Source organism: Herbaspirillum sp., assembly GCF_017744395.1.
Taxonomy (GTDB): Bacteria; Pseudomonadota; Gammaproteobacteria; order Burkholderiales; family Burkholderiaceae_D; genus Herbaspirillum.
On record NZ_JAGIBI010000003.1, the window covers coordinates 689,023 to 712,005 of the forward strand.

A 22,983-nucleotide genomic window follows, 5' to 3' on the forward strand; every position below is an offset into this window, starting at 1 on the left:
TTTTTCTTCCAATGTTACTGGCGTTTTAGATCCATCTGCCGATATGCGTGAATTTCATTGTTGCATTGAACAATCAACTTCTAAGTTGGGCCCTTCCGGGAATATCTTCCTTTCGATCAAAACATCATTATCCGCCAATGTAGCGATCGCGATAACCCCGTTATCCATTAGGCGAATCTTCCCCTTGCACGGCACGCCGGGGTAGTGTCCCGGAGGTTGAAAGTCAGCACGGTAAGCAAACATACGAATTGCTTTTGCGCCGTTGTTAAGTATCTTTGTTGTGTAGCCTTCGAGCTCTTGGGAAAAAAAGAGAATTGAAATAGCGCCGGCAATGGAGAAAATCAGTTTGGTAACGCGAGTCCGTGCGCGGCGACCTCGGTGTGAACGGTACACTGGGAGAAGGATGGGAGAATTCAGTATGCTAGCTATTGTCATGGGAATTAATTCTGCCGTTAGCCAAAGAAGAACGAATGGGACGGCTAAACCGCCGATAACGATCATCGATACGGCTAGAACCGCAGGTATGTAAGCAAGCAGCGCCACTAGAGCAACGGTCAAATCAAAGTACTGAGGCGGAAAAAGTAAAGCCTGTTGGACAACCTCTCGTGCCTTGATAGTAGAGAAAATCAGCACGAAAGCATTCGCGACGACGAAGATCCATTTCCCCCACCAGCTAGAACTGAATTTTTGGATTACCGGGATCGACCATGTCACCAACGCGGCTGCATAAAGAGGTGCACAGCCGAAAAGCAACCAAGGAACCAAATGAGATTGTGAAGACAGAAATATGACGACAACATAGATAAAAGTCATGGCGAACGCCACACAATAGATTCGATAACTTCTCCCCATGAAAAGCCAAACGAGCCTTTGTCTGCGATACCAATGGCGAATTCTATTTCGCACTGCTTGCTGAATATCTTGAGGCAGAATCCCAGTTATTTTAGTGATACAAAAATTTATCGCGCTGATCAGCAGCTGTGAAATTGCTTGTTTCAGAGCGTAAGGTCGGTTCTTGAGTCTTTCGTGCATGGTCCACATTCTTTTCGATTAAAACTTACGTTCTGGAATGGTTGTGAGATTGCATAAAGTTTTGACCCACCGTTAAACCGGAATGCTAAGTGCAACAGGTCTTTCGCCATGTTAGCTGGGTCAAGCAAATCCGGGATCTCTCCTCAAACTGCGGCGGCCAATAGACCCACTTTGCAATTGCATATCAGTGCTTCGAACCGAAGCAGTTCTCTCCACTTCTTGAAAGAGATCCCCCTTGTGGTCTTGATACGCGTCGATGCTTCCTAGCGGCTTGGGGACGGGAAAAAATCAAGTGTTGCGCAAACGGCTACAGCTATTGACAGTTCATGTGTATGTTTGTACAGTACTATATCTAGTTGAATTTTAATATTGTCTTCTGTATCTAGTTGTTTGTGGTGCTTTGTTTATATTGCATTAACTCTCCAAGGAGGCGGCAATGGCAAATAAATCTACCGGCAAAAATGTGGCATCCACCGCTGCTCGAGTACTGGGCAGTTCTTCTTCCTCCGCAATTCAACGCAGTTTGGCAGGCAGTGTTCTGTCCCAGACAGGCAATTCAAAAGTCACCGGGAAAGTGATGGAAGCGAAGGCTTCTAATGCGCTTCTCAGCGTCAAGTCCAGCAGCACTACAAAAACACTGGCTGCTTCAGCGATATCCCAGTCCAGGAAAAGCCGCTAGAACGTCCAACAGGATTCGGCGTTTGGTCGCATGACGCCGGAAATTCAAGCACCTAGTTGCTGGCGCTCAGCAGCTAGGCCTTCATGCGACAGCATCCTAAGCATGGAGGATTTTGTATGGCTAACTGTCTCGTTACCTGCATTACCAAACCAAACGTGAATTCCCCGCATGAGCACATCACCCATGTTGGTAATCCCGCTTGGCCAATGAAACAGCTCACCGTCGAAGATGTTATCCAGCGGATTAACTCAAGAACGGACACTTTTTATGTGGCCGACTGGCTTGGCAATCAAGCGATGATTGGCGTGGTGAACCCTGGGGCTGGGCGTCGTCCGTTCATCCGAACATACGCTGACGGAAAGTGGACGGATAACTTGCTTGCTCTGGATCAGTGTCGACTGTATTGAGTCCGTGAATTCGGGCAATTTGAGAAGCCGCTTTCGGGCGGCTTCTTCAATTCGACTCCGGAGCTAGCTGCGACGATAGCCCAATCCGATACGAGGAAAGTTCAGAGTTAAATGAACAAGATGCGGGAAAGTTCAGACTTAAATGAATCTCGAATTCAGACTTTATTGAATTTGAAGTTGAACAGGCCGCGTGGCTACTGGATTCGTAGTTCAGACTTAAAGGGTTTCTGACAAAAGAATGCTATTCCCCTTTTAAATCAATGGCTTGAAAGCATCTTTGTAATGCTTTGATATCTTGGCTCACAGATAAGGCGAGGGGATTTGCGTTCAGCGCTTGCCGATGTTTGCTTCGTCAAGGAGATAGTCTCGTGACAACGCCTTGATATCGGCACAGCCGATTTGCGCCAAGGTCGTGTCTATCTCGGATTTGAGAAGATCAAGCACTTCCATGACGCCCTCGTAACCGCGTGCGGCCAAGCCATACAGGGTGGCCCGGCCAAGAAATACAGCGTCCGCACCAAGCGCTATCGCCTTCACGATATCTGCACCACGCCGAACACCGCTATCGACAAGGATGGGAAGTGATGTCGCCGCGGCCGCTTGAGGCAAGGCTTGAATGGGGGCAATGGCGCTATCGAGTTGCCGTCCCCCATGGTTGGACATGATCACGCCGTCCACGCCCAGCGAAGTGCAGCGGGCAACGTCGTCCTCCCGGGTGAGCCCCTTGACGAGCAATTTGTGCGGCCACATGTCCCGGAGCCGGGCGAGGTCCGCCCATGAAAAACTGGCATCCATCTGGCGCTTCAGCAAGGCCGCTTGCATCTCGGCATCCTGAATCTGTTCGCTTGCGAAGTTTGCCAGCTGGGGCATCCCTTTGGTCAGCAGGTTCCAGGTCCAGCGCGGATGCAAGATTCCATCTGCGACTGTTTTCATGTTGTATTTCATCGGCAAGCCGAAGCCGTTGCGGATGTCGCGTTCCCGCTTGCCGTTCACGCCAACATCGGCCGTGAGAATCAGCGTAGTGCAGCCTGCATGCCGGGCACGCTTTACCAGCAACTCGGCGAGCTTGCGATGGACCACATAGAGTTGGAACCAGAACTCGCCATCGCAGGCCTGGGCGACATCCTCGATAGAAGATGTCGACGCGGTCGAGAGCGCAAAGGGAATGCCAAAGCGGGCCGCCGCCTTGGCAAGTTCAATATCGCCATCCGGCCAGAAGATGCCGTTAAGACCTGTCGGCGCAATCACCATTGGTGCGCTGATGCACTTGCCAAGCAAGTCGATGCCCATCGACCGCTTGCTCACATCGACCAGCCGGCGCGGGCGGAAAAGAATGTTATCGAATTCCCGACGATTCCTATCCAATCCAAATTCATCTTCCGCGCCGCCATCGAGATAATCAAAGACGATTTTGGGAAGCCTCTTCTTTGCCAAGGTGCGGTAGTCAGCGACATTGACCGGTTTTGCCATCATTTACTTTCTTGCCGACTTTTTAAAAGCTTCCTCGATGAGGCAGCCACTTTTCTTCAAACGGCATTCGCTTCCATCATTTTGACTAACTGATACAGTGCGGCCACGGTCGGGGTCGGAATCCCTTGCTTGATCCCTTGTTCGATTACGGCGCCATTGATGAAGTCAATTTCGGTCTGCCGTCCGGCTTCGATATCCTGCAGCATCGATGGCTTGTGGCTTGCGTGCATCTTGAATGCATGCGCTATCGCCTGCTCTACCTGAGGCAGGCTGGCCGGGATCTGAAGCGCATGGGCGACGGCCACCGTTTCGGCCGCGATGCGCAGCGCCAGGCTGCGGCCTTCAGCGCTCGATCCGGCCGCGCCTACATTGCAGCCGCTGACGGCACATACCGAGTTCAGCGCCGCATTGAAGGCGACCTTTTCCCAGATGGCCTGTTGCACCTGAGGGTCTGCGCTGCAATTGAGACCGGCGGCGCTTAAGATATCGGCGATTTGGCTCACCTCCGGGCGGCTCTGTCCCGACAGCGTCCAGATCCTGACCTGGCCGTCGCCATGGCTATGCACCACGCCGGCGGCCTTGAGGTCGGCAGGCAAGTTGGTCATGCCGACGATGATGCGTTCGCGCGGAATCACCTCGGCGATGATGTCCGCATTGCCCAGGCCATTTTGCACCGATAACGCCCAGGTTCCAGGCCCCACCAGATGAGCCACGCTGCGGGCGGCGTTGCGGGTATGGAAGCCCTTGGTGAAAAAGACGATCAGTTCAAACGGCTCCGGGAAGGCGTCGGCCGTATCGACCGGCACCCTGACCGTATGCGTCCCTTTATCATCTATCAAGGCCAGGCCGTTACTGCCGATCGCCGCTATCGTGGCCGGCGCGACTTCGATGAAGCTGACCTGCTGTCCGTTTAGTGCCAGGCGCGCGCCAAACAAACCGCCCATGGCGCCGGCGCCGACGATGGCAATGTTCATGCCGGTTGTTCCTTTTTCAGATGCACGGAGGCTGCCGTTGCGCGGGGAATATGCTTGCGCACCAACAGCAGCGCGATAAAGACGAACAGCATCGCCCCTGCCAGCATGGCCAGGTAGCCCGAGGCGCCGCCCCGGGTGATCACCATGGCGCCGGCAAAGGCGCTGAGGATGGCGCCCAGCCGGCCAAAGGCCAGCGCCGCGGCGGTACCGGTGGCGCGCACCTGGGTCGGATAGATATGGGCGCACAGCGCATACATCGTGCATTGGACGGCATTGACGAAGAGCCCGTGCAAGCCTATTCCCACCACCAGCAGGGTGGTCTGGCTGCCCACATCCAGGCTGCGCAACAGCAGTGCGGTCGCCGTGGCGGCCAGGCAGCACAGCAGCATCGGCACACGCGAGCCGAAGCGGCCGATGATCAGGGCGCACAGCAATGCCCCGAAGACGCCGCCGATGTTGTAAGCCGTCAGGCCGCTGCCGGCCACCGACGGACTCAGGCCTTCTCCGGCCAGCATCGTGGGAAGCCAGCTGAAGGCGCTATAGACCGCCAGCAGGTTCATGAAGAAGGCAATCCACAGCGCCATGGTGTCGCGCGCCTGCCCGTGGGCGAACAGGGCGCCGAATCCGGCGCGCGGCTGCGCAGTCTGTTCGCGCGCATCGCTGAAACGGGTGTCGGCAGCGACTACGCGGGACATGCGCTGCAGCAGGCGTCGCAGTTCATCCCAGCGATGGGCCTGGCGCGCCAGGTAACGCGGCGACTCCGGAATGACGAACCACAGCAGCACCGAAAACGCCACCGGCAACAGGCCGCCCAGCAGGAACAGTCCGCGCCAGCCATAGTGCGGCAACACCAGGTTGGCGAACAAACCGGCCAGCATGCCGCCCAGCGGCACGCAGACGATGGTGGCCGTGACCGCCAGCGTACGTCGCCGGGCCGGACTGAATTCGGCGGTCATGGTGGTGGAGGTGGGCAAGGCGCCGCCGATGCCCAGGCCGGCGAAGAACCGCAGGATGGCAATGGTGGCGATGTCCGGGGAGAGCGAGATCAGGCTGGTGGCCAGGCCGAACACGAAGACGCTGCCGATGATGGCCAGGCGCCGCCCGAAGCGATCCGCGAACAAGCCGGCAAAGGCGCTGCCTATGCCCATGCCGACCAGGCCGGCGGCGACCGCAGGAGCGAAGGCGTTGCGCGTGATCCCCCATTCCTTGATCAGGCTGGGAATGGCGAAGCCGATCAGTTGCCCGTCGAATCCGTCCATGACGATCGATAGCGCCGCCAGGCAAACCACCAGCTTCTGGAAGCCGGAAAACGCGCCCTCATCCAGCACGCGTCCGATATCGACGGTCTGGCCTTGTTTTGCGGCGTGCGTGCTCATGTGCGCTCCCGGGTAGGGCTGCCGCTGATGGTGGGAACGGGCGAAGCGATCCGGGCAGGATCGTGGTCGTGCTGCAAAAGCCAGGGTGTCATCCTCATGGCGGTCTCCTCGGTTGTACGCGCGGGTCCGGCAGGTGTCGGCCCGCTTTGTCGATTGTTGTAGTGATCGGTAACGCCGGATCTGCGCGCGCGTGTTATCCCGTCTTGCTCAGAACGGATAGTGGCGCGGCGTGGTTTGCACCGTGACCCAGCGCAGGTCGGTGAATTCTGCGACCCCGGCCTTGCCGCCGAAATGGCCGAAGCCGCTGGCCTTGACGCCGCCGAAGGGCATCTGCGCCTCGTCGTGCACGGTCGCTCCGTTGACGTGGCAGATACCGGACTCGATACGGCGCGCCAGGGTCAGGGCGCGGGCGACGTCACGGCTGAACAGCGCCGCAGACAAGCCATATTCGTTGTCGTTGGCGCAGGCGATGGCGGCGTCATCATCCTTGACGCGCACGATCGGCTTGACCGGTCCGAAGGACTCTTCGCGATAGATATCCATCTGCGCCGTCACATGATCCAGCAGGGTGGCCGGCATCAGCGTGCTGTCCGCCTTGCCGCCGCAGACCAGGGTTGCGCCCTTGGCCAGTGCGTCATCGATCAGGGCGTTGCAGCGTTGCACGGTGGCCAGGTCCACCACCGAGCCCAATACCACCGGCCCCTGGCGCGGATCGCCCAGCGGCAGGCTGCGGGCCTTGGCTGCCAGCCGCGCGACGAAGTCATCGGCCACGCGCTGGTCGACAATGATGCGCTCTGTGGACATGCAGATCTGTCCTGAATTGGCGAAGGCGCCGAAGGCTGCGGCTTGTACGGCAACTTCGATGTCGGCATCGTGCAGCACGATGAAGGGCGCCTTGCCGCCCAGTTCCAGCACGGAGGGTTTGAGATGCTTGGCGCATTGGCCGGCAATGATGCGGCCTACGCGGGTCGAACCGGTGAAATTGATCCGCCGCACTGCCGGTTCGGCGATGATGGCTTCGACAATTCGTCCGGCGTCTTCCGGAGCATTGGTGATGAAGTTGACCACGCCCGGCGGCAGGCCGGCATCCTGGATGGCTTCGATGATGAGGCCATGGGTCGCCGGGCAGATTTCAGAACCCTTGAAGACCACGGTATTGCCGCAGGCTAGCGGCAGGGCGATAGCACGTACGCCCAGGATCACCGGTGCGTTCCAGGGGGCGATGCCCAGCACCACGCCGGCGGCCTGGCGCAAGCCCATGGCGAGGTTTCCTGGAACCTCCGAAGGAATGATCTCGCCGGCGATCTGGGTAGTCATGGCCGCGGCCTCGCGCAGACCGTCGGCGGCCAGATGCACATTGAACGCGGCCCAGTGATGAGAGGCTCCGGTCTCGGCGGCCATGGCCTGGGCAAATGCCTCGGCACGGGCTTGCAGCGCATCGGCGGCGCGGGCGAGCAAGCCTCGGCGCTCGCCGGGACCCATGGCGGCCCAGGCAGGGAAGGCGTTGGCTGCCGCTTGTACCGCTGCGCGCGCATCGTCCACGGTGGCTGCCGGGGCGCGCGAGGCCACGCTGTGGTCGAGCGGATTGCGCCGCTCGAAGTAAGCGTCGCCCGTGGCGGAACGGCGCTGGCCGTTGATCAGCATGTTGACTTCGTTCATGGTCTCCTCCTGTTGTCTCTATCTCGGTATTCAGTTCACGATTTCCGGTTCAGCGCACCACCACTTCCACCAGGCGCGGCTCATTGGCACACAAGGCTACTCGCAGTGCAGAGGCCAGTTCGGCGGGGTCGCACACGCGCACGCCCTGGCATCCCATTGCCTGCGCCAGCGCGACGAAATCCAGGCCCGGAAGATCGGTCCCTTGGACCACATCGTCGGCAGCGAAGCCGAAGACCGGCGCGAAGTCCTGGAGCGCCGCGTAGCGCGCATTGTTGATGATCACGAAGGTGATGGGCAGGCGCAGTTGCACGGCGCTATAGATGGCTTGCGGTGAGTACATGGCGGAGCCGTCGCCGATGAGTCCGATCACGCGCTGCTGCGGTCTTGCCAGCGCCACGCCCACTGCCGCCGGCATGCCATAGCCCAAGCCGCCGCTGGCCATGGTGTAGAAGCTGCCGGGGCGTGTAAAGGGCAGGTAGGCTTGCATGGTCGGACGAGAGCCTGGCGCTTCCTCGACCACGATGTCCTCTGCTGCACGCACCTCGGCCACGGTTTGCATTGCAAAGGCTGCCGACATCGGCGCATCCGGTTCGGCGCGTGGACGCGGGGGACGGGGAGCCGGAAGCGGACGGGCAGCCGCGGGGCGGCCCGCCATCTGCGCCAGCAGGTCTTGCAGGCCGAGCCGGATATTGCCGACGATGGCCGTGCCGACCGGTGTCCAGGACGCGGTAATCGGATCATCGATAAGCTGGTACAACGTCGCCCCTGGCGGCAGGTGCGGGCCGCTGCCCTCGACGTGATAGGTGAAGGCGGGGGCGCCCAGCGCGAAGACCAGGTCGTGGCCGTGCAGCAGCTGCACGATCTTTTCGCGCATGGCAGGCAGGAAACCGGCGAACAGGCGATGGTCTTCCGGGAAGCTGCAGCGCGAGGACATCGGCGCGACAAACACCCGCGCGCTGCAGGCTTCGGCCAGGCGGATCGCCTCATCCCAGGCCCCGGCGCGGTCCAGTTCCGCACCGACCACAATGGCCGGGCGCTCGCTTCTGGCCAGCGCCGCCGCGAGTGCTTCGATGGCGGCGGGTTCGGGGCGGCTGCGGGTGGTGACCTCGGTGGCGGCAAGCAACTCGGCAGGTTGATCCCAGTCATCCACCGGAATGGAGACGAACACCGGGCCGCGCGGCTCCTGCATGGCAATGTGATAGGCCCGCGCCAGCGCCCGCGGGACGTCGGCGGCGCGCGCCGGCTCTATGCTCCACTTGACGTAGGGCTTGGCCAGTTCGGTCGCCTGCGAGGCCGCCAGGAAGGGATCGAAAGGCAGGATGGAGCGCGCCTGCTGGCCGGCGGTGATGATCAGCGGGGTGCGATTGCGAAAGGCGGTGAAGATATTGCCCATGGCATTTCCGACCCCGGCCGCCGAGTGCAGGTTGACCATGGCTGCCTTGCCGCTGGCCTGGGCGTAGCCATCGGCCATGCCGACCACTACTGCTTCCTGCAAGCCGAGGACGTAGCGGAAGTCGGCCGGAAAGTCGCGGAACATCGGCAGTTCGGTTGAGCCGGGATTGGCGAATACGGAAGTCATGCCGAGCCGGCGCATGAGGTCGAGTACGGCATCACGCACGGTAATGGCGGGGGATTGCGTCTCCTGCATATTGGATCCTGTGGAAGGCCTCGTAGCTGCCGGGCCGGGTGGATGATGGCAGGCAGTATGTAACCCCGTGACTTCTTTGAAAATTGCTAAATTGGATAAAAGTCATAACGTTTGGTAATGTGTTGGCGTCATGCCGGCTGGTCATCGCGGCACACCCTCGCACCACGCACCATCAACAGGAGACCTCATTGAGCTTCAACCTGCAGCAATTGGAAATGTTCAGTGCCATCGTCTCGGCCGGCAGCCTGGGGCGCGCCGCAGCCGTGCTCGACCTGACCCAGCCGGCCTTGAGCCGCGCCATCAAGCGCCTGGAGGAGTCGGTCGGCGGCGCGCTGTTCGAGCGCCACACCAGGGGCATGCACCTGACGCCGCTGGGCCAGGCGCTATTGCCGCACGCGGTTTCGTTGCAGCGCGAAGCCCGTCAGGCGCGCGAAGAACTGGATGCCATCCGCGGCCTGGCAAAGGGCGTCATCAAGGTGGGCGCGGTGGGCAGCATTGCCAGTCTGGTGTTGCCGCTGGCGGTGCGTGGCGTACTGGACAAGTGGCCGAACCTGCGGGTGGAGGTCATCGAAGGGGTGTGGGATCGTCTGGTCGAGGGCTTGCTCACGCATGAGATCGACCTGGCCCTCAGTACCTCCGGCGCAGAAACCGATGGCGTGGCGGCCATCTCTGACTGCCGCTGGAACGATCTGAGCTATGTGGTGGCGGGACGCGACCATCCCCTGCGCGAGAGGGGAAAGATCAGCCTGGCGGATACGTTGACGCAGCGCTGGGCATTGACGCCCAAGGGGACCGGGCCTTATCTGCACGTGAAGGAAACCTTCGCCCAGGCCGGCCTGCCGATGCCTGAGATCGCGGTCGAATCGCGTTCGGTCACGGTGCTCAAGAGCCTGGTGGCGCGTTGCGGATTCGTGGGCTGGATGTCCGGCCCGATGTTCGATACCGAACGCAAGGCTGGCGTGATTGATGCGCTCGCAGTGGACGGCTTGCATGCGCCGCGCACCCTGACGGCATTCCGGCGGCGCCAAGGGATATTGCCGGCGCCGGCGAGCAGATTGCTGGATGAGTTGCGGCATCTGACCGGTTCTCTGCAGGGGAATTATCCGTAGCGGCATAATCTGCGCTCTCTCGCAAGTCGCTTATCTATCTTCATGATACATTGCGAAAAAAAACGATTCCTATCGCTTGGGGGGCATGCAATTGATCGGCTATCCGACACCGTGTTTCCAGGTTTTATCGCCCCTGGGTGGTCTCCTCATGTCTGCTTGTATGGAGCCTTTGCATGTCGGTTGGTAAAAAATGGATGCCGTACGCGCTTGCGCTGGTCGCATCGCTTATCTTGACCTGGTGCATCCAGTCCCTGATTGTCATGCAAGGGATGGAGAGCTATCAGGAACGCCTGGACGAGCGGGCGATCCATCTGGCCAATATCCGGGGCAAGGCGATTGCGCAGGGGGCCATGATTACCGCCGGGACCAGTTCGGTCTTCCGTGATACCGCGCAAGGCGTCTTGTCCGAGGACAATCCCCAGATCCTGGCCAGACTGGCCTATATCCGCGCCAGCATTGGCGCCGAGGAGATGCTTGTCATCGGCGCCGACGGCATCGTGAAGTCCTACCTCGTTCCGCCCGGCATCCCCAGCATCGTCGGCAAGGATTTCAGCTGGCGTCCGTATTTCAGCGGCGCCATGGAGGGCAAGCTGACCGTATATGCCGCCTTGGGAACGAATTCCGGCAAGCGCGGTTTCTATGTATCCGCACCTATCCTGGCCGATTCCATAGAAAAACCGCCGGTCGGCGTTGTCGTGGCCAAGCTCGGTTTCGAAGAGATCGACCACTTTCTCGATGTGATGAAACCGTTGCCCACAGCCTTGGTATCGCCGGAGGGCATCATCTTTGCCGTCAACATTCCCGAATGGCGTTTTAAAGTGCTGGGTGGGCAGGAGCAGCTGGAGGCGGCCAGGAATAGCCGGCGTGCCGGTATCAGCTATGAAAAGTCTTCGCCGGTGCTGCTTCCGGCGGAGAGTGACGGCCGCATAAAGTGGAACGGCAGCAAGCTTCAAGTATTGTCGGCGCCGATCGATTGGTCGGATCCATCCGGCGGCTGGAGACTGGTTGGTTTCGTCGACCCCGTCGCCATTTTCACCTGGCCCGAACGGGTGGCGACCGCCACTGTGCTGTTCCTGTTCATGACGCTGTTTTATGTCTGGCAACGCGCGCGCCAGCGCGCGTTGAGGAGGACCCGGCAGGTTGTCAACCTGCTCGACAATTCCGGTCAAGGTTTTCTTGCGTTCACCGGCGACCTGGTCGTTTTGCCGGATTTCAGCCGCGCCTGCCTGGCCATGCTGGGCGTATCCCCCGCCGGGCGCGAGGTGGCCGGGTTGCTGTTCGGTCCCGCTTCGCCGCAGGCGGAACTGATGCGCGAAACGATCGCATCGGTGGCGGCCACCGAAGATCCGGATATCCGGGCCAGCATGCTGTCCCTGTTGCCCAGGGAGGTGCAGCGCGGCGATACGATACTGGCCGTGGAATACCGTCTTGTCGGTCCGATGCGTTTCATGGTGATCCTGACCGACATGACCGAAGAGCGGCGTATCTCCGCGCGATTGGAGCTGGAGCAGCAACACCTGAGGATGATCGTCGCGGCGGTCTCCGATAACCGCAACTTCTTTGAGGCGGTCGACACGTTTCGGGAATTCCTCAAGCGGCATGCGGCTTGTCCATTGGACGGCAAGGCGGTATCCAGCCAGGAAGTGCGCGAGCTATACCGTGACATCCACACATTCAAGGGAATCCTGGGGCAGTTTTGCTTCCCCAAGACACCCCAGCGGCTGCATGATGTCGAATCGACGCTGGCTGGCATGATGTCGTCGGGTAGCGCGGACCTGTCTTCCGCAAGCCTTGATGTTGAGGGGATCCGTGACGCATTCGAGTCCGACCTGGCGGTATTGGGCGGCGTGCTGGGCGAAGACTTCATGCAGCGCGGGCGTACGCTGGTCTTGAAAGAAGAGCAGGTGCGCGCGCTTGAAGCCTTGTCCCTGCGGCTGCTGCGCGGCGAGGCGATCGACACCGCCGCGGCTGAAGTGAGGAGCTTGCTGGCCGACATCATCCGCTTGCGCAAGGTGCGTCTCTCCGATTCCCTGATGAGCTACGACCGGCTGGTCCGGCAAGTCGCACAGCGCCTGGACAAGCAGGTGAAGCCGCTGGCCATCGATGGCGGCGATGATGCCTGGATCGATCCGGAGGCCCACAAGCCTTTCCTGCAATCGTTGGTGCATGTTTTCCGCAACGCCGTGATCCACGGGCTGGAAATGCCGGAGGCACGCTGGGAGCAGGATAAGGATGAGGCGGGAACGATCGCTTGTACGATCCGTTCCGAAGGTGCGAGGATCGGTTTGACGATTGCCGATGACGGCGCCGGCATCGATGTGGCGCGGTTGCGGCGCAAGGCCCGGGAAAACGGGATCGCCAGCGTCGACAATCTGAGCGACGAGGAAGTCGCCGATCTCGTTTTCATGGACAGCATCAGTACGCAGGAAGATGTGACCGTGCTGGCCGGACGAGGCGTCGGATTGGCGGCCGTCCGCAGCGAGACGGAAAAGCTGGGCGGGCAGGTCACGGTGCGTTCGAGGGCGGGCTTGGGATGCGAGTTCCGGTTTGTCCTGCCTCTTTCCATTGACGGGGATGGAGCGTAGCCATGGGTAATGTGTTGCCGCAAATCGAAAGCGTGATGGACTCGGCGCTCACGCAGACATGCAGGTATTTCGCCTCCGAGTTTGCGATGCAGGCCGACTTGTTGCCGCCGCAAACGGGCAACGCCGAGTCGCTGACCTTTCGCGACATGACGGCAAGCATCGGCGTGGGCGGCGTGATCGACCTGTTCATCGCATTCAGTTTCCAGGATGGCCTGATCCAGGCGCTGTATGAACGCATGACCGAGGGGATGAACATCCTTCCCGAAGAGGTCGAGCAGCTCAGGAAAGATGCCGCGGGCGAGATCGTCAATATCGTGGTGGGGCACTGTACCGCCGACTTCCAGCGGCTCGACGCGCGCCGGATCCCGATCACCCCGCCCGTGGTGCTGGAGCATGTGAAGACGATACCGCGCCTGCAAAACGCCATGTTCTACCAGCGCCGGATAGCCACGCCGTTCGGCACCATGGACGTCGACTTGATCGGACCGATGGCCTTGTTTACCGATGGCCTGGATTACGCAGATTGATTTTATTTTAGGAAAGCAGCGGCTATGGAAATAATGAAAATCATGGTGGTGGACGATTCGGCTATCACCGTACGCAAGCTCAGCATGATGCTGGAATCGCTGGGGCACCGCATTATCGCGACGGCGGCAAACGGCAAGGAGGCGATCGAAGCCTATCGGAAATATCGTCCCGATGTCGTGACGATGGACATCACAATGCCCGAGATGGACGGCATCGAGGCCACCAGCGCCATCATCGGCGAATTCCCCGATGCGAAAATCGTGATGGTGACTTCGCACGGGCAGGAGAAGATGGTGCTCGATGCCCTCAAGGTGGGCGCCAAGGGCTACGTGATCAAGCCGTTCCAGGAGATCAAGGTGTACGAGGCGATCGAAAAGGCCTGCAAGCGGGTCGTGATCCAGGAAAAGCTCCTGGCGGAAATTGAGCAGCGCAAGATGCTGGCCTTGCAACGGGATGCCGCGGCCCTGGCGGCGCAGGCGGTGATTGATGCCGAGGCGGATGAGCGTTCTGCAGGCCAATGAGCGCGTCCTGACGCGCTAACCGGTTTTTGCCTGCGGTCGGATTCCTACCGGGAATTCACCGTGATCCGGTGCGACGGCATACTCTCCGCATCACCTCGCGCAACCAGCGGTGCGCGGGGTCCAGTTCCAGCCGCGGATGCCACATCTGCGAAATGGTGATCTGCCCGGTGGCTACCGGCAATTCGAACACGAAGGTATTGACCAGGCGTTCTGCGCTCAGGTAGGAGGCCGGGATCAGCGCCACCAGGTCCGAGTCGCGTGCGACCGCCAATGCGGCGGGAAAGCTTGGCACCATGGCCAGTACATCGCGTTTCAGGCCGACCGCGGCAAGCGCCTCGTCCACCGGCCCATCGGGCTGCCCGCGCCGGGAGGCGGCGACATGGCCGAACTGGATGTAGCGCTCCAGGCTCATCTTCCCCTTTGCCAGCGGATGGCCGCTGCGCACCACGCCGACGAAGCGGTCGCGATACAGGGCTTGTATGCGCACTTCCGGCCCCATGGCGTCGACCACGCCGATTTCCAGGTCGGCCGTTCCCTCTCTCAGATAAACCGGGCTTTTGTCGACCTTGGGCGCGAAGTACAGCCGCACCAGCGGCGCTTCGGCATGGACGGCGCCGATCAGGCGCGCGCCCAGGGCTTCCACGAAGCCATCATTGGCGCGGATGGTGAAGGTGCGCCGCAGCGTCGCCAGGTCCAGCGCCGGCGTGGCGGGGCGCAGCACCGAGCGCGCTTCGTGCACCACGTTGCGGGTGCGTTCGCGCAAGGCCACGGCGCCGGGGGTAAGCACCATGCGGCGTCCGGCGCGCACCAGCAAGGGATCGCCCGCCTCGTCGCGCAGCCGGGCCAGCGTGCGGCTCATGGCCGAGGCGCTCAGCCCCAGGCGGCGCGCGGCCCCGGCCACGCTTTCTTCGGTCAGCAAGGCATCCAGGGCGATGAGCAGGTTGAGGTCGGGTTCGGACATGCGCTCCATCCTAGCAGATATGGCGTTTGGTGCAGGTATCAATTGCAATCGATGCGTCTTCTGCCATGGCTGCGGCCTCGCTATAGTCTATGCATCATTGTTCGACAGGATGACCGATCATGGAATTGTTTTCAGACCAGCCGGGAGATGAAGGGCTGCCGGGGGCCGAGCGCCGCCTGGCGATGGCCGCGGTAATGATCGCCACCACGATGGCGGTGTTCGACGGCACCATCGTCAATGTGGCCTTGCCGCAGATCACCCGCGAACTGGGGGCGCCGGTGGGCACCTCGATCTGGGTCGCCAACGGCTACCTGCTGGCCACGGCGGTGACGCTGGCCATCTTCGCCTCCCTGTCCGGCCGGGTCGGTTTCCGGGCCTTGTTCAGCGCCGGGCTGGCGGTATTCACGCTGACTTCGCTGGGCTGCGCCTTGTCGCCGACGGTGGAGATGCTGATCGCCATGCGGGTGCTGCAGGGGCTGGGCGCGGCCGCCATGCTGAGCATCGCGCCGGCGATCCATCGCACGGTGTTTCCCAACCGCCTGCTGGGGCGCATCCTCGGCCTCAATGCGGTGCTCATCGCTACCGCCACGGCAGTGGGGCCGGCGCTGGGCGGCACCTTGCTGGCGGCCATGGGCTGGCAATGGCTGTTCGCCATCAACGTGCCGCTGGGCCTGGCGGCGGTCTGGCTGTCATGGCGCGCCATTCCTGCGACCCGTGTGCCTACGCGCGAGCCCTTCGACCTCGCCGGCGCGGTGCTGTCGGCCATCGCCATGGGAGCCATGATCCTGGCGGCCGAGGCTTGCGCGCAGCTCGCCCATGGCGGGCAAGAGGGGCGGGGCCTGCTGGGCGCCGTCGGGCTCGGCCTGACCAGCATCGCCGCGGCACTGGCCTTCATGCGGGTGCAGCGGCGCGCACGGCAGCCCTTGCTGCCGCTGGACATCTTCGCTTCGCAGCGCTTCTCGCTGGCGGCCCTGACCTCGCTGGTCTCTTTCGTCGGGCAGGGCATCGCCTTCGTCGCGCTGCCTTTCCTGTTCCAGAACGCCTATGGCTACAGCGCCTTCGAGTCCGCCTTGCTGTTTACGCCCTGGCCGATCGGCATCGTGCTGGTGGCGCCGCATGCCGGGCGCCTGGCCGACCGCCATTCGCCGGCCTTGCTGTCGACCGCAGGCTTGGCCCTGTTCGCCGTCGGCCTGGCGTTGCTGGCCTTGCTGCCGGATCAGGCGCAAGCCTGGGATATCGCCTGGCGCGCGCTGGTATGCGGCATGGGATTCGGTTTCTTCCAGAGCCCCAACAACCGCGAAATGCTGGGCAACGTCTCGCGCGAGCGCAGCGGCAATGCCTCCGGCGTACTGGCCATCATGCGCACCTTCGGCCAGTGCCTGGGGACGGCCTTGCTGGGAATCGTGCTGTCGGTCTACGCGGCCGCGGCGATGTCGCAGGGGCATGCGCAGATGAATGCGGCAGAAGATGCCATGGCGATCCGGTTTGCCTTGTGGGTCGCTGTGGCGGCGACGGTGGTGGCCACCTTCGTCAGCTGCAGCCGGATTCGCGCCGCGCGCGAAGCGGTTCGCGGCTGAGCGGGCGGCGCAGTTGTCATATTGACGAAAAGGAATATGTCGTAAAATTTGGAGCCAGATAGATATGCCTGTTCCAATTTATTACTGACCATGCCATCCACCGATCCCCTGGAAGCCGCCAAAAACGCCGTCGCCGCGCTGGACACGGAAGCGCTCGGTCGCTTTGCCGGCTGGTTTGGCGATTTTCATGCCAAGGCCTGGGATGCGCAGATGGAGCGCGATTTCAGCGACTCGGCCACGTTGCATCGCTTCATCGGCGAGCGGCAGTTGCAGGAGTTGATACGGGCGGAGATGGCGAAACAGGAACAGGCGCAACCGGATAAGGGGGACGAGCCGGATCCGGCGCAATAAAAGAGACACAAGGAGGCGGGAACGGGACACCTGGAGGGGAGCGCCTGGAATCGAATGATGCCGGGCCGGTGGAAGCCACTGCCGGCCAGGGACTGCGTCTTGCCGATGAATCAGATAGCCTGCCGCAAGGCCGGCACGACAAGCCGGTTTTTCCGGCAATGGCAATGGACGATAACTTCGAGACTGCGAATCGGGAAATTCGCGTTTTTCTTTCATCGACGTTCCGCGACATGGATGCGGAACGCGACTACCTGCTGCAAACGGTGTTCCCCCGTTTCCGCCAGGACTGCGCCGGGCGCAATGTCGGCTTCACCGAGATAGATCTGCGCTGGGGCGTGACCGAAGAGGCTAGCAAGAACGGTCGCACGGTGGAGATTTGCCTGTCCGAGATCGACCGCTGCCGCGAATACCCGCCGTTCTTCATCGGCTTCATGGGCGAGCGCTATGGCTGGATTCCGCAGGCCGCCGACCTTGCCGCCTATTGGGACTCCCATTCAGATTCACGCTATGCCCAACGGATTCGTTCCGGCCTGGAAGAGGGCATCAGCGTGACCGAACTGGAGATGCGGTTCGGCGTGCTCGACCACCTGCATTCGCCCAATCCTACCCAGGCACATTTCTTCCTGCGCGATCCGGCGTTGACCGCGCATTATTACCGCGCAGCCGCCGACAGCTCCGCTACGGTCAGGGAGGCTGATTTCTACGATGACGGCCGCGGCCGTCTTGAGCGTTTCAAGCAGCAACTGCGCGACAGCGGCATGCTCGATCTCGACGGCTACCGCAGCGTGGAGGAATTCGGCGAGCGCATCTACACGATCCTGCTGGCGGGCCTGGAGGAGCGCTATCCGGCCGACCAGGTTCCCGATCCGGTCGCGCAACGCGCGCAGTCACACGCCCGCTTTGCCGCTTCGCGCCTGCAAGCCTATGTGCCGCTGGTCGACATGCGCGAGCAGGTGCGCACGGCCTTGGCCGCGCAGTTGGAGCCGGCGCGCATATCGCAGGGGCAGCGGCGCGAACTGCTGTACATCGCCGCGCCGTCCGGCTCGGGCAAGAGCGCCTTCATGGCCGACCTGGCGCGCTGGCTGCCGCAGGCGTTTCCGGGGGCGCTGGTGCATGCGCGCTTTTGCGGCGCCGATGGCGGGCGCGGTATCGGGTTGTGGCGCGACGACCTGCTGGACATCCTGCGCAAGCGCAATGGCGCATCCGCCGCCGATGAGGGCAATGCGTTCGCCGATGCCACCGACGAGGAAAAATGGAAGGCCCTGGCCGGCGAGCTCGCCACGGCGCAGCGCGCATTGGCGGCGCCGATCCTGCTGCTGGTCGATGCCGTCGACCAGCTCGATGCCAGCGCCGAGGCGCTGCGGGCGCTGGCCGCGCAATACTGGCCGGCCGGGGTGGCCGTGGTCGTCAGCGGGTTGCAGGACTATGCTTCGGAGGCGGGCTACGCCGCGCATCAACTGGAACGGCTGGCGCCTTCCCAGCGCGCCAGGATGATCGACGCCTTCACCGCCAACTACCGCAAGGCGCTGGCGCCGGCGCAGGTCGACCTGCTGGCCAATCACCCGCGCACCGAGATTCCGCTTTACCTGAAGATGGTGCTGGAGGATATCCGCATCTATAGCCATCACGAGACCCTGATGGGCGACATCGCATCGCTGTTGTCCTTCGACGATGCCGACGCCCTGTTCGCGTACCAGTTGCGCAGCTGGGATGCGACCTACGGCGACGCGGCGCATCCGCGGCTGGCATCCGAACTGGCGATGTGGCTGGCATTGGCGCGGGAAGGGCTGGACGAAACCGAATTGGCCGACCTGCTGGCAGCGCCCACCGATCCGGTGTCCGCGGAAAGCGGGCAACCACGTTTGCCGACGGCTTTCCTGAGCCCGGTGCTGGCGGTGCTGCGGCCTTACCTGCTGCGCAACGAGGGCCGCGAAAGCCTGATGCATCTGGCCTTGTCGCGCGGCGCGCAGCCGTCGGGCGAGGATATGGCCGCCGCCCGCCGGAAACTTGCCGCCTATTTTTGCCAGCCGACGGCGCGCGCTTTCGCGGAGCGGCTGCATCAGCATGTGGCGCTGGCGCAGGCGATGCCGTCCGAACGCGCTTGCCGGGACGAACTGGCGGAGGTGGCGGGCCAGTTGGAATCGGCATTGCTGCTGCGCGACAAGGATGCCCCTCTGATGATGGCGGCATTGCAGATCCTGCGCTCGGCATCGCCGCCGATCGATGCGGCGACGCCGGTCATCGGCCAGGATTGGGCGCGCCGGTTGGCGGACATGTGCGCCGCTGTGGAGCCGAAGGCGGCCGGCATGCTCATCGATAGTGCCGGCGCCCTGGCCGTGCGATTGCACCATTGGGCCTACTATGCCGACCAGTTGCCGTTGTCGGAAGCCATCGTGGCGCTGAGGCGGCAGTACGGTCTCGAGAGCGAAGACGCTTATTTTTCCGGACTGTTCAATCTGGTCCAGGTGTATGACGGGCTGGGCCGGAATGCCGACGCGCTGAGATTGCTGACTGAAGGCATCAACAAATTGAGCGCCCGCTTCGCGGGGGTGACGTCTCGTGTGCCGCTGGAATTGGAAGTGGCGATGTTCAGCTTCATGAATGCCACCGGCAAGCAATTCCAGAAGCTGGGCGATATGGCGCAGGCCCAGGCGGCATTGTACCGGGCGCTTGAATTCGGCCGGGCTTGTTTCCCTCCTGGCAGCCGGGTGATCGGGGATGCCTTGAACGACCTCGGGGTCTGCTATCTCGACGCAGGCCGACTCGACGACGCCAGGAAATGTTTCGAAGAAACGTTGGCGCTTGACGAGGCGACATCGCATGTCGATGCCGGCGGGAAAATCGCCATCTTGAGCAACATGGGGCAGATCTATGCTGACCAGAGAATGTTCCAGCAGGCGGAGCAATACCTGCAGCGCGCGCTGCAAATCGCCCGTCAGGGTTTGCCCGCCGGACATCCGCTGACGGTCAATGCGCTCAACGGCCTGGGCGTGGCATACCTGCAGTCGGGCAAGCTGGAGCCGGCCGAAGCTTGCGTGCAGGAAGCCGTCACGCTGGCGCGGCTGGGAGGTGCCGGGATGCGGCCGCAATTGGCGGTTTGTTTCATCAATCTCGGTTCGGTCCGGCAGGCGCAGGAAAAACTCCAGGAGGCCGAGCGCTTATTCACCGATGCCTTGTCGATGCTGGCTGAAACCGATATCGGGCGCGCCCAGGCGCTGAACAATCTGGCCACGCTGTATGAACGGCAGGGATTGCAGGCCAAGGCGCTGCAGTTCTATGAGCAATCCCTGGCGTTGCGGCGCGCCCTGTTGCCGGCCAACCATCCGCTGATCGCCGTGGCGCTGAACAACTTGCGCAAGTGTCGCGGGTATCAGGAGGCGCCATCCACACCGGGAAATACGGTGAACTACGGTAGTCCGCGGGCCGGCCAGTATTCCGCCACTCCAACCATCAATTACGCCATCAGGCCGGCGGCCGGCACGACTGTCCCCGGCCACGCATATAAAAATAAGGACCAATCATCATGACGCAGCAACCCGAAGCCTTCCCGGCACTGACGCGCACTTGCAACATCCTGGTCGCGGGGCATCGCCCCGACCGGCTGGGCGGCCAGCCCGACGTGCCGTTGGCGCGGCTCAAAGGCGTATTGGCGCAGTTCGCCGCGCTGCAGGCCGACCGCACGCTGGCCGACGAAGTGTTCGACGGCTCCTTGTATGCGTCGGGCGCGTGCGAAGTGCGCGTGATCACCGGCAACGCCGATGGCGTTGATGCCGCCGCCGCAAGCGCGGCGCTGGAATTGGGCTTGTCGCTGCGCGTGGTCACGGCCGATGCGCTCGCCGGCGGCGACCCGCTGGCGCCGCATGCGGTCAGCTTCGGTTGCCCGGCCGAGGTGCTGAAGGCCGATGACTCGGTCTATGCGCAGCGCGACCGTTTTGCCCTGGCGCATGCCGACGTGCTGCTGGCGGTGTGGGACGGCAATGACCCGCAAGGGCGTTCTGGCGGCGTCGTCAGGTTGATCCAGCAGGCGTTGCAAAGCGGCGTTCCGGTGTTGTGGATCGACCTGCAAGGCAAGCTGCGCGAGGTGGATGCATCCAGGCTGGACGCGCCTACGCTGTTCCGCCTGACCAACCGGGTGTTCAATGCCCAATTGGCGCACGGCGAGCGCAGCATCTTCTCGGCGGAGCTGGACAATCCGTTGACGCCGGTGATCCGGCAATGGCTTAATCCATTGAGTACGGCGCCATCCCTGCCGCCGCGTCATCGCTACTTGCGTGCCGACAAGGCGAGCGCGCATGCCCGGGCGCTGGAACATTATGCGCGCGAGCATAGCGGACGATCCTGGTGGGGGCGGACTGCGGGCGCGATCGACCTGTTCTTCAGTGCCTTGTTCGAGCGCAAGCCATCCCGGCTGAAGAATTTGTTCAAGGCGGCTCCGGCGCCGGAACCGGCGCCGCGCTTCGCCATCGGACACCGCCTGCAGGAGTGGAGCGACCGTCGCGCCAATATGGCCGCGGGGCGGCACCGCAGCGTAGTGTGGAGCTTGTACCTGCTGTCGTCGCTGGCTGTGTTCGCGGCCGTCAGCGGGGCGCTGCACATGGGGGTGGAACATGAGGGGCTGGGCGCTATCGCCTGGCCCATCATCGAAGGCTGCTTCCTGCTCAGCGTGGTACTGCTGTTCAAGGGAGCTACGCGCAGGAAATGGCATCTGCGCTGGCTGGGGCATCGTTTCCTGGCCGAGCAACTACGCTGCCTGGCGCTGACCCGACCGTTCCTGGCGGCGGGAGAGTTCTGCTACCGGCCGCTGTTCCGGTATGACCGGATCGCCGATCGTTTTTCCTTGCTCCACGCAGAGGCCTGGCTGGTCAAGCGCTCGCTGGCCACGGATGGCCTGGCCGGGAGGGAGCAGGGCTACAACTACCATCAGGAGGATCATGGCAAGATGGTGCAGGTGCTGCGGGAGAAGATCGAAGGTCAGCAGAGCTATCACGAGCAGAACATGCACCGCCTGCATTGCCGCCATCATGGCATGCATGCCTTGTCCGGATATCTGGTGCTGGCGTCGTTCCTCGGGGTGGTATTGCACTTCATCCTGCCGGCGCTGGGCTATCATGAGGAGGCCGAATGGCTGTTGTACCTGACGGCATTCTTCCCGGCGCTGGCCGCCGCGCTGCACGGTATCCAGACCAAGCTGGAGCTGTCGCGCGTGGCGGCAGCCTCGCACCTGACGGAGGAAAACCTGGCCACCCTGATGGCCGCTATCGACAATGAACAGGGCAAGGCCATGCCGAATACCTGGGATAGTTCAGCCTACCTGCGCAAGATCGCCTTTGATGCGGCCTCGGTCATGTCCGCTGAGAACCAGCAATGGAAGGCGCTGATCAGCGTACAGGAAACGGAGATGCCGGCTTGAGCGCCCCCATCCCAGACCTTGCCCGCCATCCGGCCGCGCTGCGCGTGAGGAAGCTGCCGGTGCCGGTGGCCGTGCGCTGGATGGCCGCATCCGGCGTTTGCCATACCCTTGAAGGGCCGGTGGCTTACGCCGCCGGCGACGCGTTGCTGACGGGCGTGCAAGGGGAGCAGTGGCCGGTCGCGCGGGAAAAATTCCTGGCGACTTACGAACCGGTCGCGCCGACGGCGGCGGGGATGGACGGGCAGTACCGCAAGCGGCCGGCCGACGTGTTCGCATTGCGGCTCGACCAGCCGCTGGAGCTTGATGTCCCGGCCGCGGGCAAGCACCTGCATGGAAATCCCGGTGACTGGCTGCTGCAATATGCGCCTGGCGATTACGGCATCGTTGCGGCGTCGATCTTCGACCGGACATACCAGATAGTGCCGGCCTGAACGGCAATTCGGCCGCCCCATGAAAACGCCGCTACGAAGCCTTGCGTAGCGGCGTTTTTATTTTCACGAGCGTCGGGCCTCATCCGTCGCTCTGGTGCGATTGGCCGAGGGCTATCGCGAAAGCTTCGTCTTCGTGCTGCGGAGGCGCCGCGGGGGCGGTGCCATGGGATGACAATTTCTTCACCGGCGGAATGGCATCGGCATTGGCGCGTACCTCGCCGACAGCCCCTGCCGGGGTGAAGGGCTGGCGCAGTTCGCGCTGCTG

The 22,983-nt window shown here is 62.3% G+C and carries 18 protein-coding genes; 11 read left to right on the forward strand and 7 right to left on the reverse strand.

Annotated elements, in window-relative coordinates; all coding sequences use genetic code 11:
* Window positions 1-54: 54 nt before the first annotated feature.
* On the reverse strand, window positions 55-1,032 hold the full coding sequence (locus tag J7548_RS11935) for a hypothetical protein (protein WP_290974800.1): 978 nt from the start codon (window positions 1,030-1,032) through the stop codon (window positions 55-57).
* Between the two features lie 436 nt (window positions 1,033-1,468).
* On the opposite strand from J7548_RS11935, the gene J7548_RS11940 reads away from it, so the two are divergent.
* The gene (locus J7548_RS11940; protein WP_290974801.1) at window positions 1,469-1,711 is read left to right on the forward strand and encodes a hypothetical protein; all 243 of its coding nucleotides are present in this window, start codon (window positions 1,469-1,471) and stop codon (window positions 1,709-1,711) included.
* Between the two features lie 116 nt (window positions 1,712-1,827).
* Window positions 1,828-2,118 carry a DUF3892 domain-containing protein gene (locus J7548_RS11945; protein ID WP_290974802.1) on the forward strand — a complete coding sequence of 97 codons (291 nt, stop codon included), beginning with the start codon at window positions 1,828-1,830 and terminating at the stop codon, window positions 2,116-2,118.
* A gap of 327 nt (window positions 2,119-2,445) precedes the next feature.
* Here the strand turns inward: J7548_RS11945 and J7548_RS11950 are convergent, their stop codons facing one another.
* From J7548_RS11950 to mdlC, 5 genes are all read right to left on the reverse strand, one after another.
* Window positions 2,446-3,588 (reverse strand): alpha-hydroxy-acid oxidizing protein, encoded by a 1,143-nt coding sequence (locus tag J7548_RS11950; RefSeq protein WP_290974940.1) that lies wholly within the window; start codon window positions 3,586-3,588, stop codon window positions 2,446-2,448.
* A 56-nt stretch (window positions 3,589-3,644) separates the two neighbouring features.
* Window positions 3,645-4,562 (reverse strand): 2-dehydropantoate 2-reductase, encoded by a 918-nt coding sequence (locus J7548_RS11955; RefSeq protein ID WP_290974803.1) that lies wholly within the window; start codon window positions 4,560-4,562, stop codon window positions 3,645-3,647.
* Window positions 4,559-5,938: an MFS transporter gene (locus J7548_RS11960; RefSeq protein WP_290974804.1), complete on the reverse strand. Its 1,380-nt coding sequence runs from the start codon at window positions 5,936-5,938 to the stop codon at window positions 4,559-4,561. Before J7548_RS11960 ends, J7548_RS11955 begins: the two co-directional genes overlap by 4 nt.
* 207 nt (window positions 5,939-6,145) lie before the next feature.
* Window positions 6,146-7,597, reverse strand: a complete 1,452-nt coding sequence (locus J7548_RS11965; protein WP_290974805.1) for an aldehyde dehydrogenase — start codon at window positions 7,595-7,597, stop codon at window positions 6,146-6,148.
* Between the two features lie 49 nt (window positions 7,598-7,646).
* Window positions 7,647-9,245, reverse strand: a complete 1,599-nt coding sequence (gene mdlC / locus J7548_RS11970) for a benzoylformate decarboxylase (protein WP_290974806.1) — start codon at window positions 9,243-9,245, stop codon at window positions 7,647-7,649.
* A gap of 188 nt (window positions 9,246-9,433) precedes the next feature.
* Here mdlC and J7548_RS11975 point away from each other — a divergent pair, with 188 nt between their 5' ends.
* From J7548_RS11975 to J7548_RS11990, 4 genes are all read left to right on the forward strand, one after another.
* Window positions 9,434-10,354: a LysR family transcriptional regulator gene (locus tag J7548_RS11975; protein WP_290974807.1), complete on the forward strand. Its 921-nt coding sequence runs from the start codon at window positions 9,434-9,436 to the stop codon at window positions 10,352-10,354.
* 173 nt (window positions 10,355-10,527) lie between these two features.
* A complete protein-coding gene (locus J7548_RS11980; protein WP_290974808.1) occupies window positions 10,528-12,939 on the forward strand; it encodes an ATP-binding protein in 2,412 nt (803 codons plus the stop codon).
* Between the two features lie 2 nt (window positions 12,940-12,941).
* Window positions 12,942-13,466, forward strand: coding sequence for a chemotaxis protein CheX (locus J7548_RS11985; protein WP_290974809.1), 525 nt, complete (start codon window positions 12,942-12,944; stop codon window positions 13,464-13,466).
* A 24-nt stretch (window positions 13,467-13,490) separates the two neighbouring features.
* Window positions 13,491-13,988, forward strand: coding sequence for a response regulator (locus tag J7548_RS11990; RefSeq protein WP_290974810.1), 498 nt, complete (start codon window positions 13,491-13,493; stop codon window positions 13,986-13,988).
* Between the two features lie 55 nt (window positions 13,989-14,043).
* Here J7548_RS11990 and J7548_RS11995 read toward each other — a convergent pair whose 3' ends face one another.
* Entirely contained in the window at window positions 14,044-14,949 is a 906-nt protein-coding gene (locus J7548_RS11995; protein WP_290974811.1) for a LysR family transcriptional regulator, read from the reverse strand.
* Window positions 14,950-15,068: 119 nt separating this feature from the next.
* Between J7548_RS11995 and J7548_RS12000 the strand changes: the two genes are divergently transcribed.
* The 5 genes from J7548_RS12000 to J7548_RS12020 all read left to right on the forward strand — a co-directional run bounded on the left by J7548_RS12000 (window position 15,069) and on the right by J7548_RS12020 (window position 22,718).
* Window positions 15,069-16,526 carry a DHA2 family efflux MFS transporter permease subunit gene (locus J7548_RS12000; protein WP_290974812.1) on the forward strand — a complete coding sequence of 486 codons (1,458 nt, stop codon included), beginning with the start codon at window positions 15,069-15,071 and terminating at the stop codon, window positions 16,524-16,526.
* A gap of 90 nt (window positions 16,527-16,616) precedes the next feature.
* Window positions 16,617-16,877, forward strand: a complete 261-nt coding sequence (locus tag J7548_RS12005; protein ID WP_290974813.1) for a hypothetical protein — start codon at window positions 16,617-16,619, stop codon at window positions 16,875-16,877.
* Between the two features lie 164 nt (window positions 16,878-17,041).
* Window positions 17,042-20,404, forward strand: a complete 3,363-nt coding sequence (locus J7548_RS12010; protein WP_290974814.1) for a tetratricopeptide repeat protein — start codon at window positions 17,042-17,044, stop codon at window positions 20,402-20,404.
* Complete coding sequence (locus J7548_RS12015) at window positions 20,401-22,287, forward strand: hypothetical protein (protein ID WP_290974815.1); 1,887 nt, start codon at window positions 20,401-20,403, stop codon at window positions 22,285-22,287. The genes J7548_RS12010 and J7548_RS12015 overlap by 4 nt, the downstream gene beginning before the upstream one ends.
* Window positions 22,284-22,718: a PGDYG domain-containing protein gene (locus J7548_RS12020; protein WP_290974816.1), complete on the forward strand. Its 435-nt coding sequence runs from the start codon at window positions 22,284-22,286 to the stop codon at window positions 22,716-22,718. The genes J7548_RS12015 and J7548_RS12020 overlap by 4 nt, the downstream gene beginning before the upstream one ends.
* The last annotated feature ends 265 nt before the right edge of the window (window positions 22,719-22,983 follow it).

Coding starts and splice junctions, on each gene's coding strand:
- J7548_RS11935 (WP_290974800.1), bottom strand. CDS start 1,032: ATGCACGAAAGACTCAAGAACCGACCTTACGCTCTGAAACAAGCAATT.
- J7548_RS11940 (WP_290974801.1), top strand. CDS start 1,469: ATGGCAAATAAATCTACCGGCAAAAATGTGGCATCCACCGCTGCTCGA.
- J7548_RS11945 (WP_290974802.1), top strand. CDS start 1,828: ATGGCTAACTGTCTCGTTACCTGCATTACCAAACCAAACGTGAATTCC.
- J7548_RS11950 (WP_290974940.1), bottom strand. CDS start 3,588: ATGGCAAAACCGGTCAATGTCGCTGACTACCGCACCTTGGCAAAGAAG.
- J7548_RS11955 (WP_290974803.1), bottom strand. CDS start 4,562: ATGAACATTGCCATCGTCGGCGCCGGCGCCATGGGCGGTTTGTTTGGC.
- J7548_RS11960 (WP_290974804.1), bottom strand. CDS start 5,938: ATGAGCACGCACGCCGCAAAACAAGGCCAGACCGTCGATATCGGACGC.
- J7548_RS11965 (WP_290974805.1), bottom strand. CDS start 7,597: ATGAACGAAGTCAACATGCTGATCAACGGCCAGCGCCGTTCCGCCACG.
- mdlC (WP_290974806.1), bottom strand. CDS start 9,245: ATGCAGGAGACGCAATCCCCCGCCATTACCGTGCGTGATGCCGTACTC.
- J7548_RS11980 (WP_290974808.1), top strand. CDS start 10,528: ATGTCGGTTGGTAAAAAATGGATGCCGTACGCGCTTGCGCTGGTCGCA.
- J7548_RS11985 (WP_290974809.1), top strand. CDS start 12,942: ATGGGTAATGTGTTGCCGCAAATCGAAAGCGTGATGGACTCGGCGCTC.
- J7548_RS11990 (WP_290974810.1), top strand. CDS start 13,491: ATGGAAATAATGAAAATCATGGTGGTGGACGATTCGGCTATCACCGTA.
- J7548_RS11995 (WP_290974811.1), bottom strand. CDS start 14,949: ATGTCCGAACCCGACCTCAACCTGCTCATCGCCCTGGATGCCTTGCTG.
- J7548_RS12000 (WP_290974812.1), top strand. CDS start 15,069: ATGGAATTGTTTTCAGACCAGCCGGGAGATGAAGGGCTGCCGGGGGCC.
- J7548_RS12005 (WP_290974813.1), top strand. CDS start 16,617: ATGCCATCCACCGATCCCCTGGAAGCCGCCAAAAACGCCGTCGCCGCG.
- J7548_RS12010 (WP_290974814.1), top strand. CDS start 17,042: ATGGACGATAACTTCGAGACTGCGAATCGGGAAATTCGCGTTTTTCTT.
- J7548_RS12015 (WP_290974815.1), top strand. CDS start 20,401: ATGACGCAGCAACCCGAAGCCTTCCCGGCACTGACGCGCACTTGCAAC.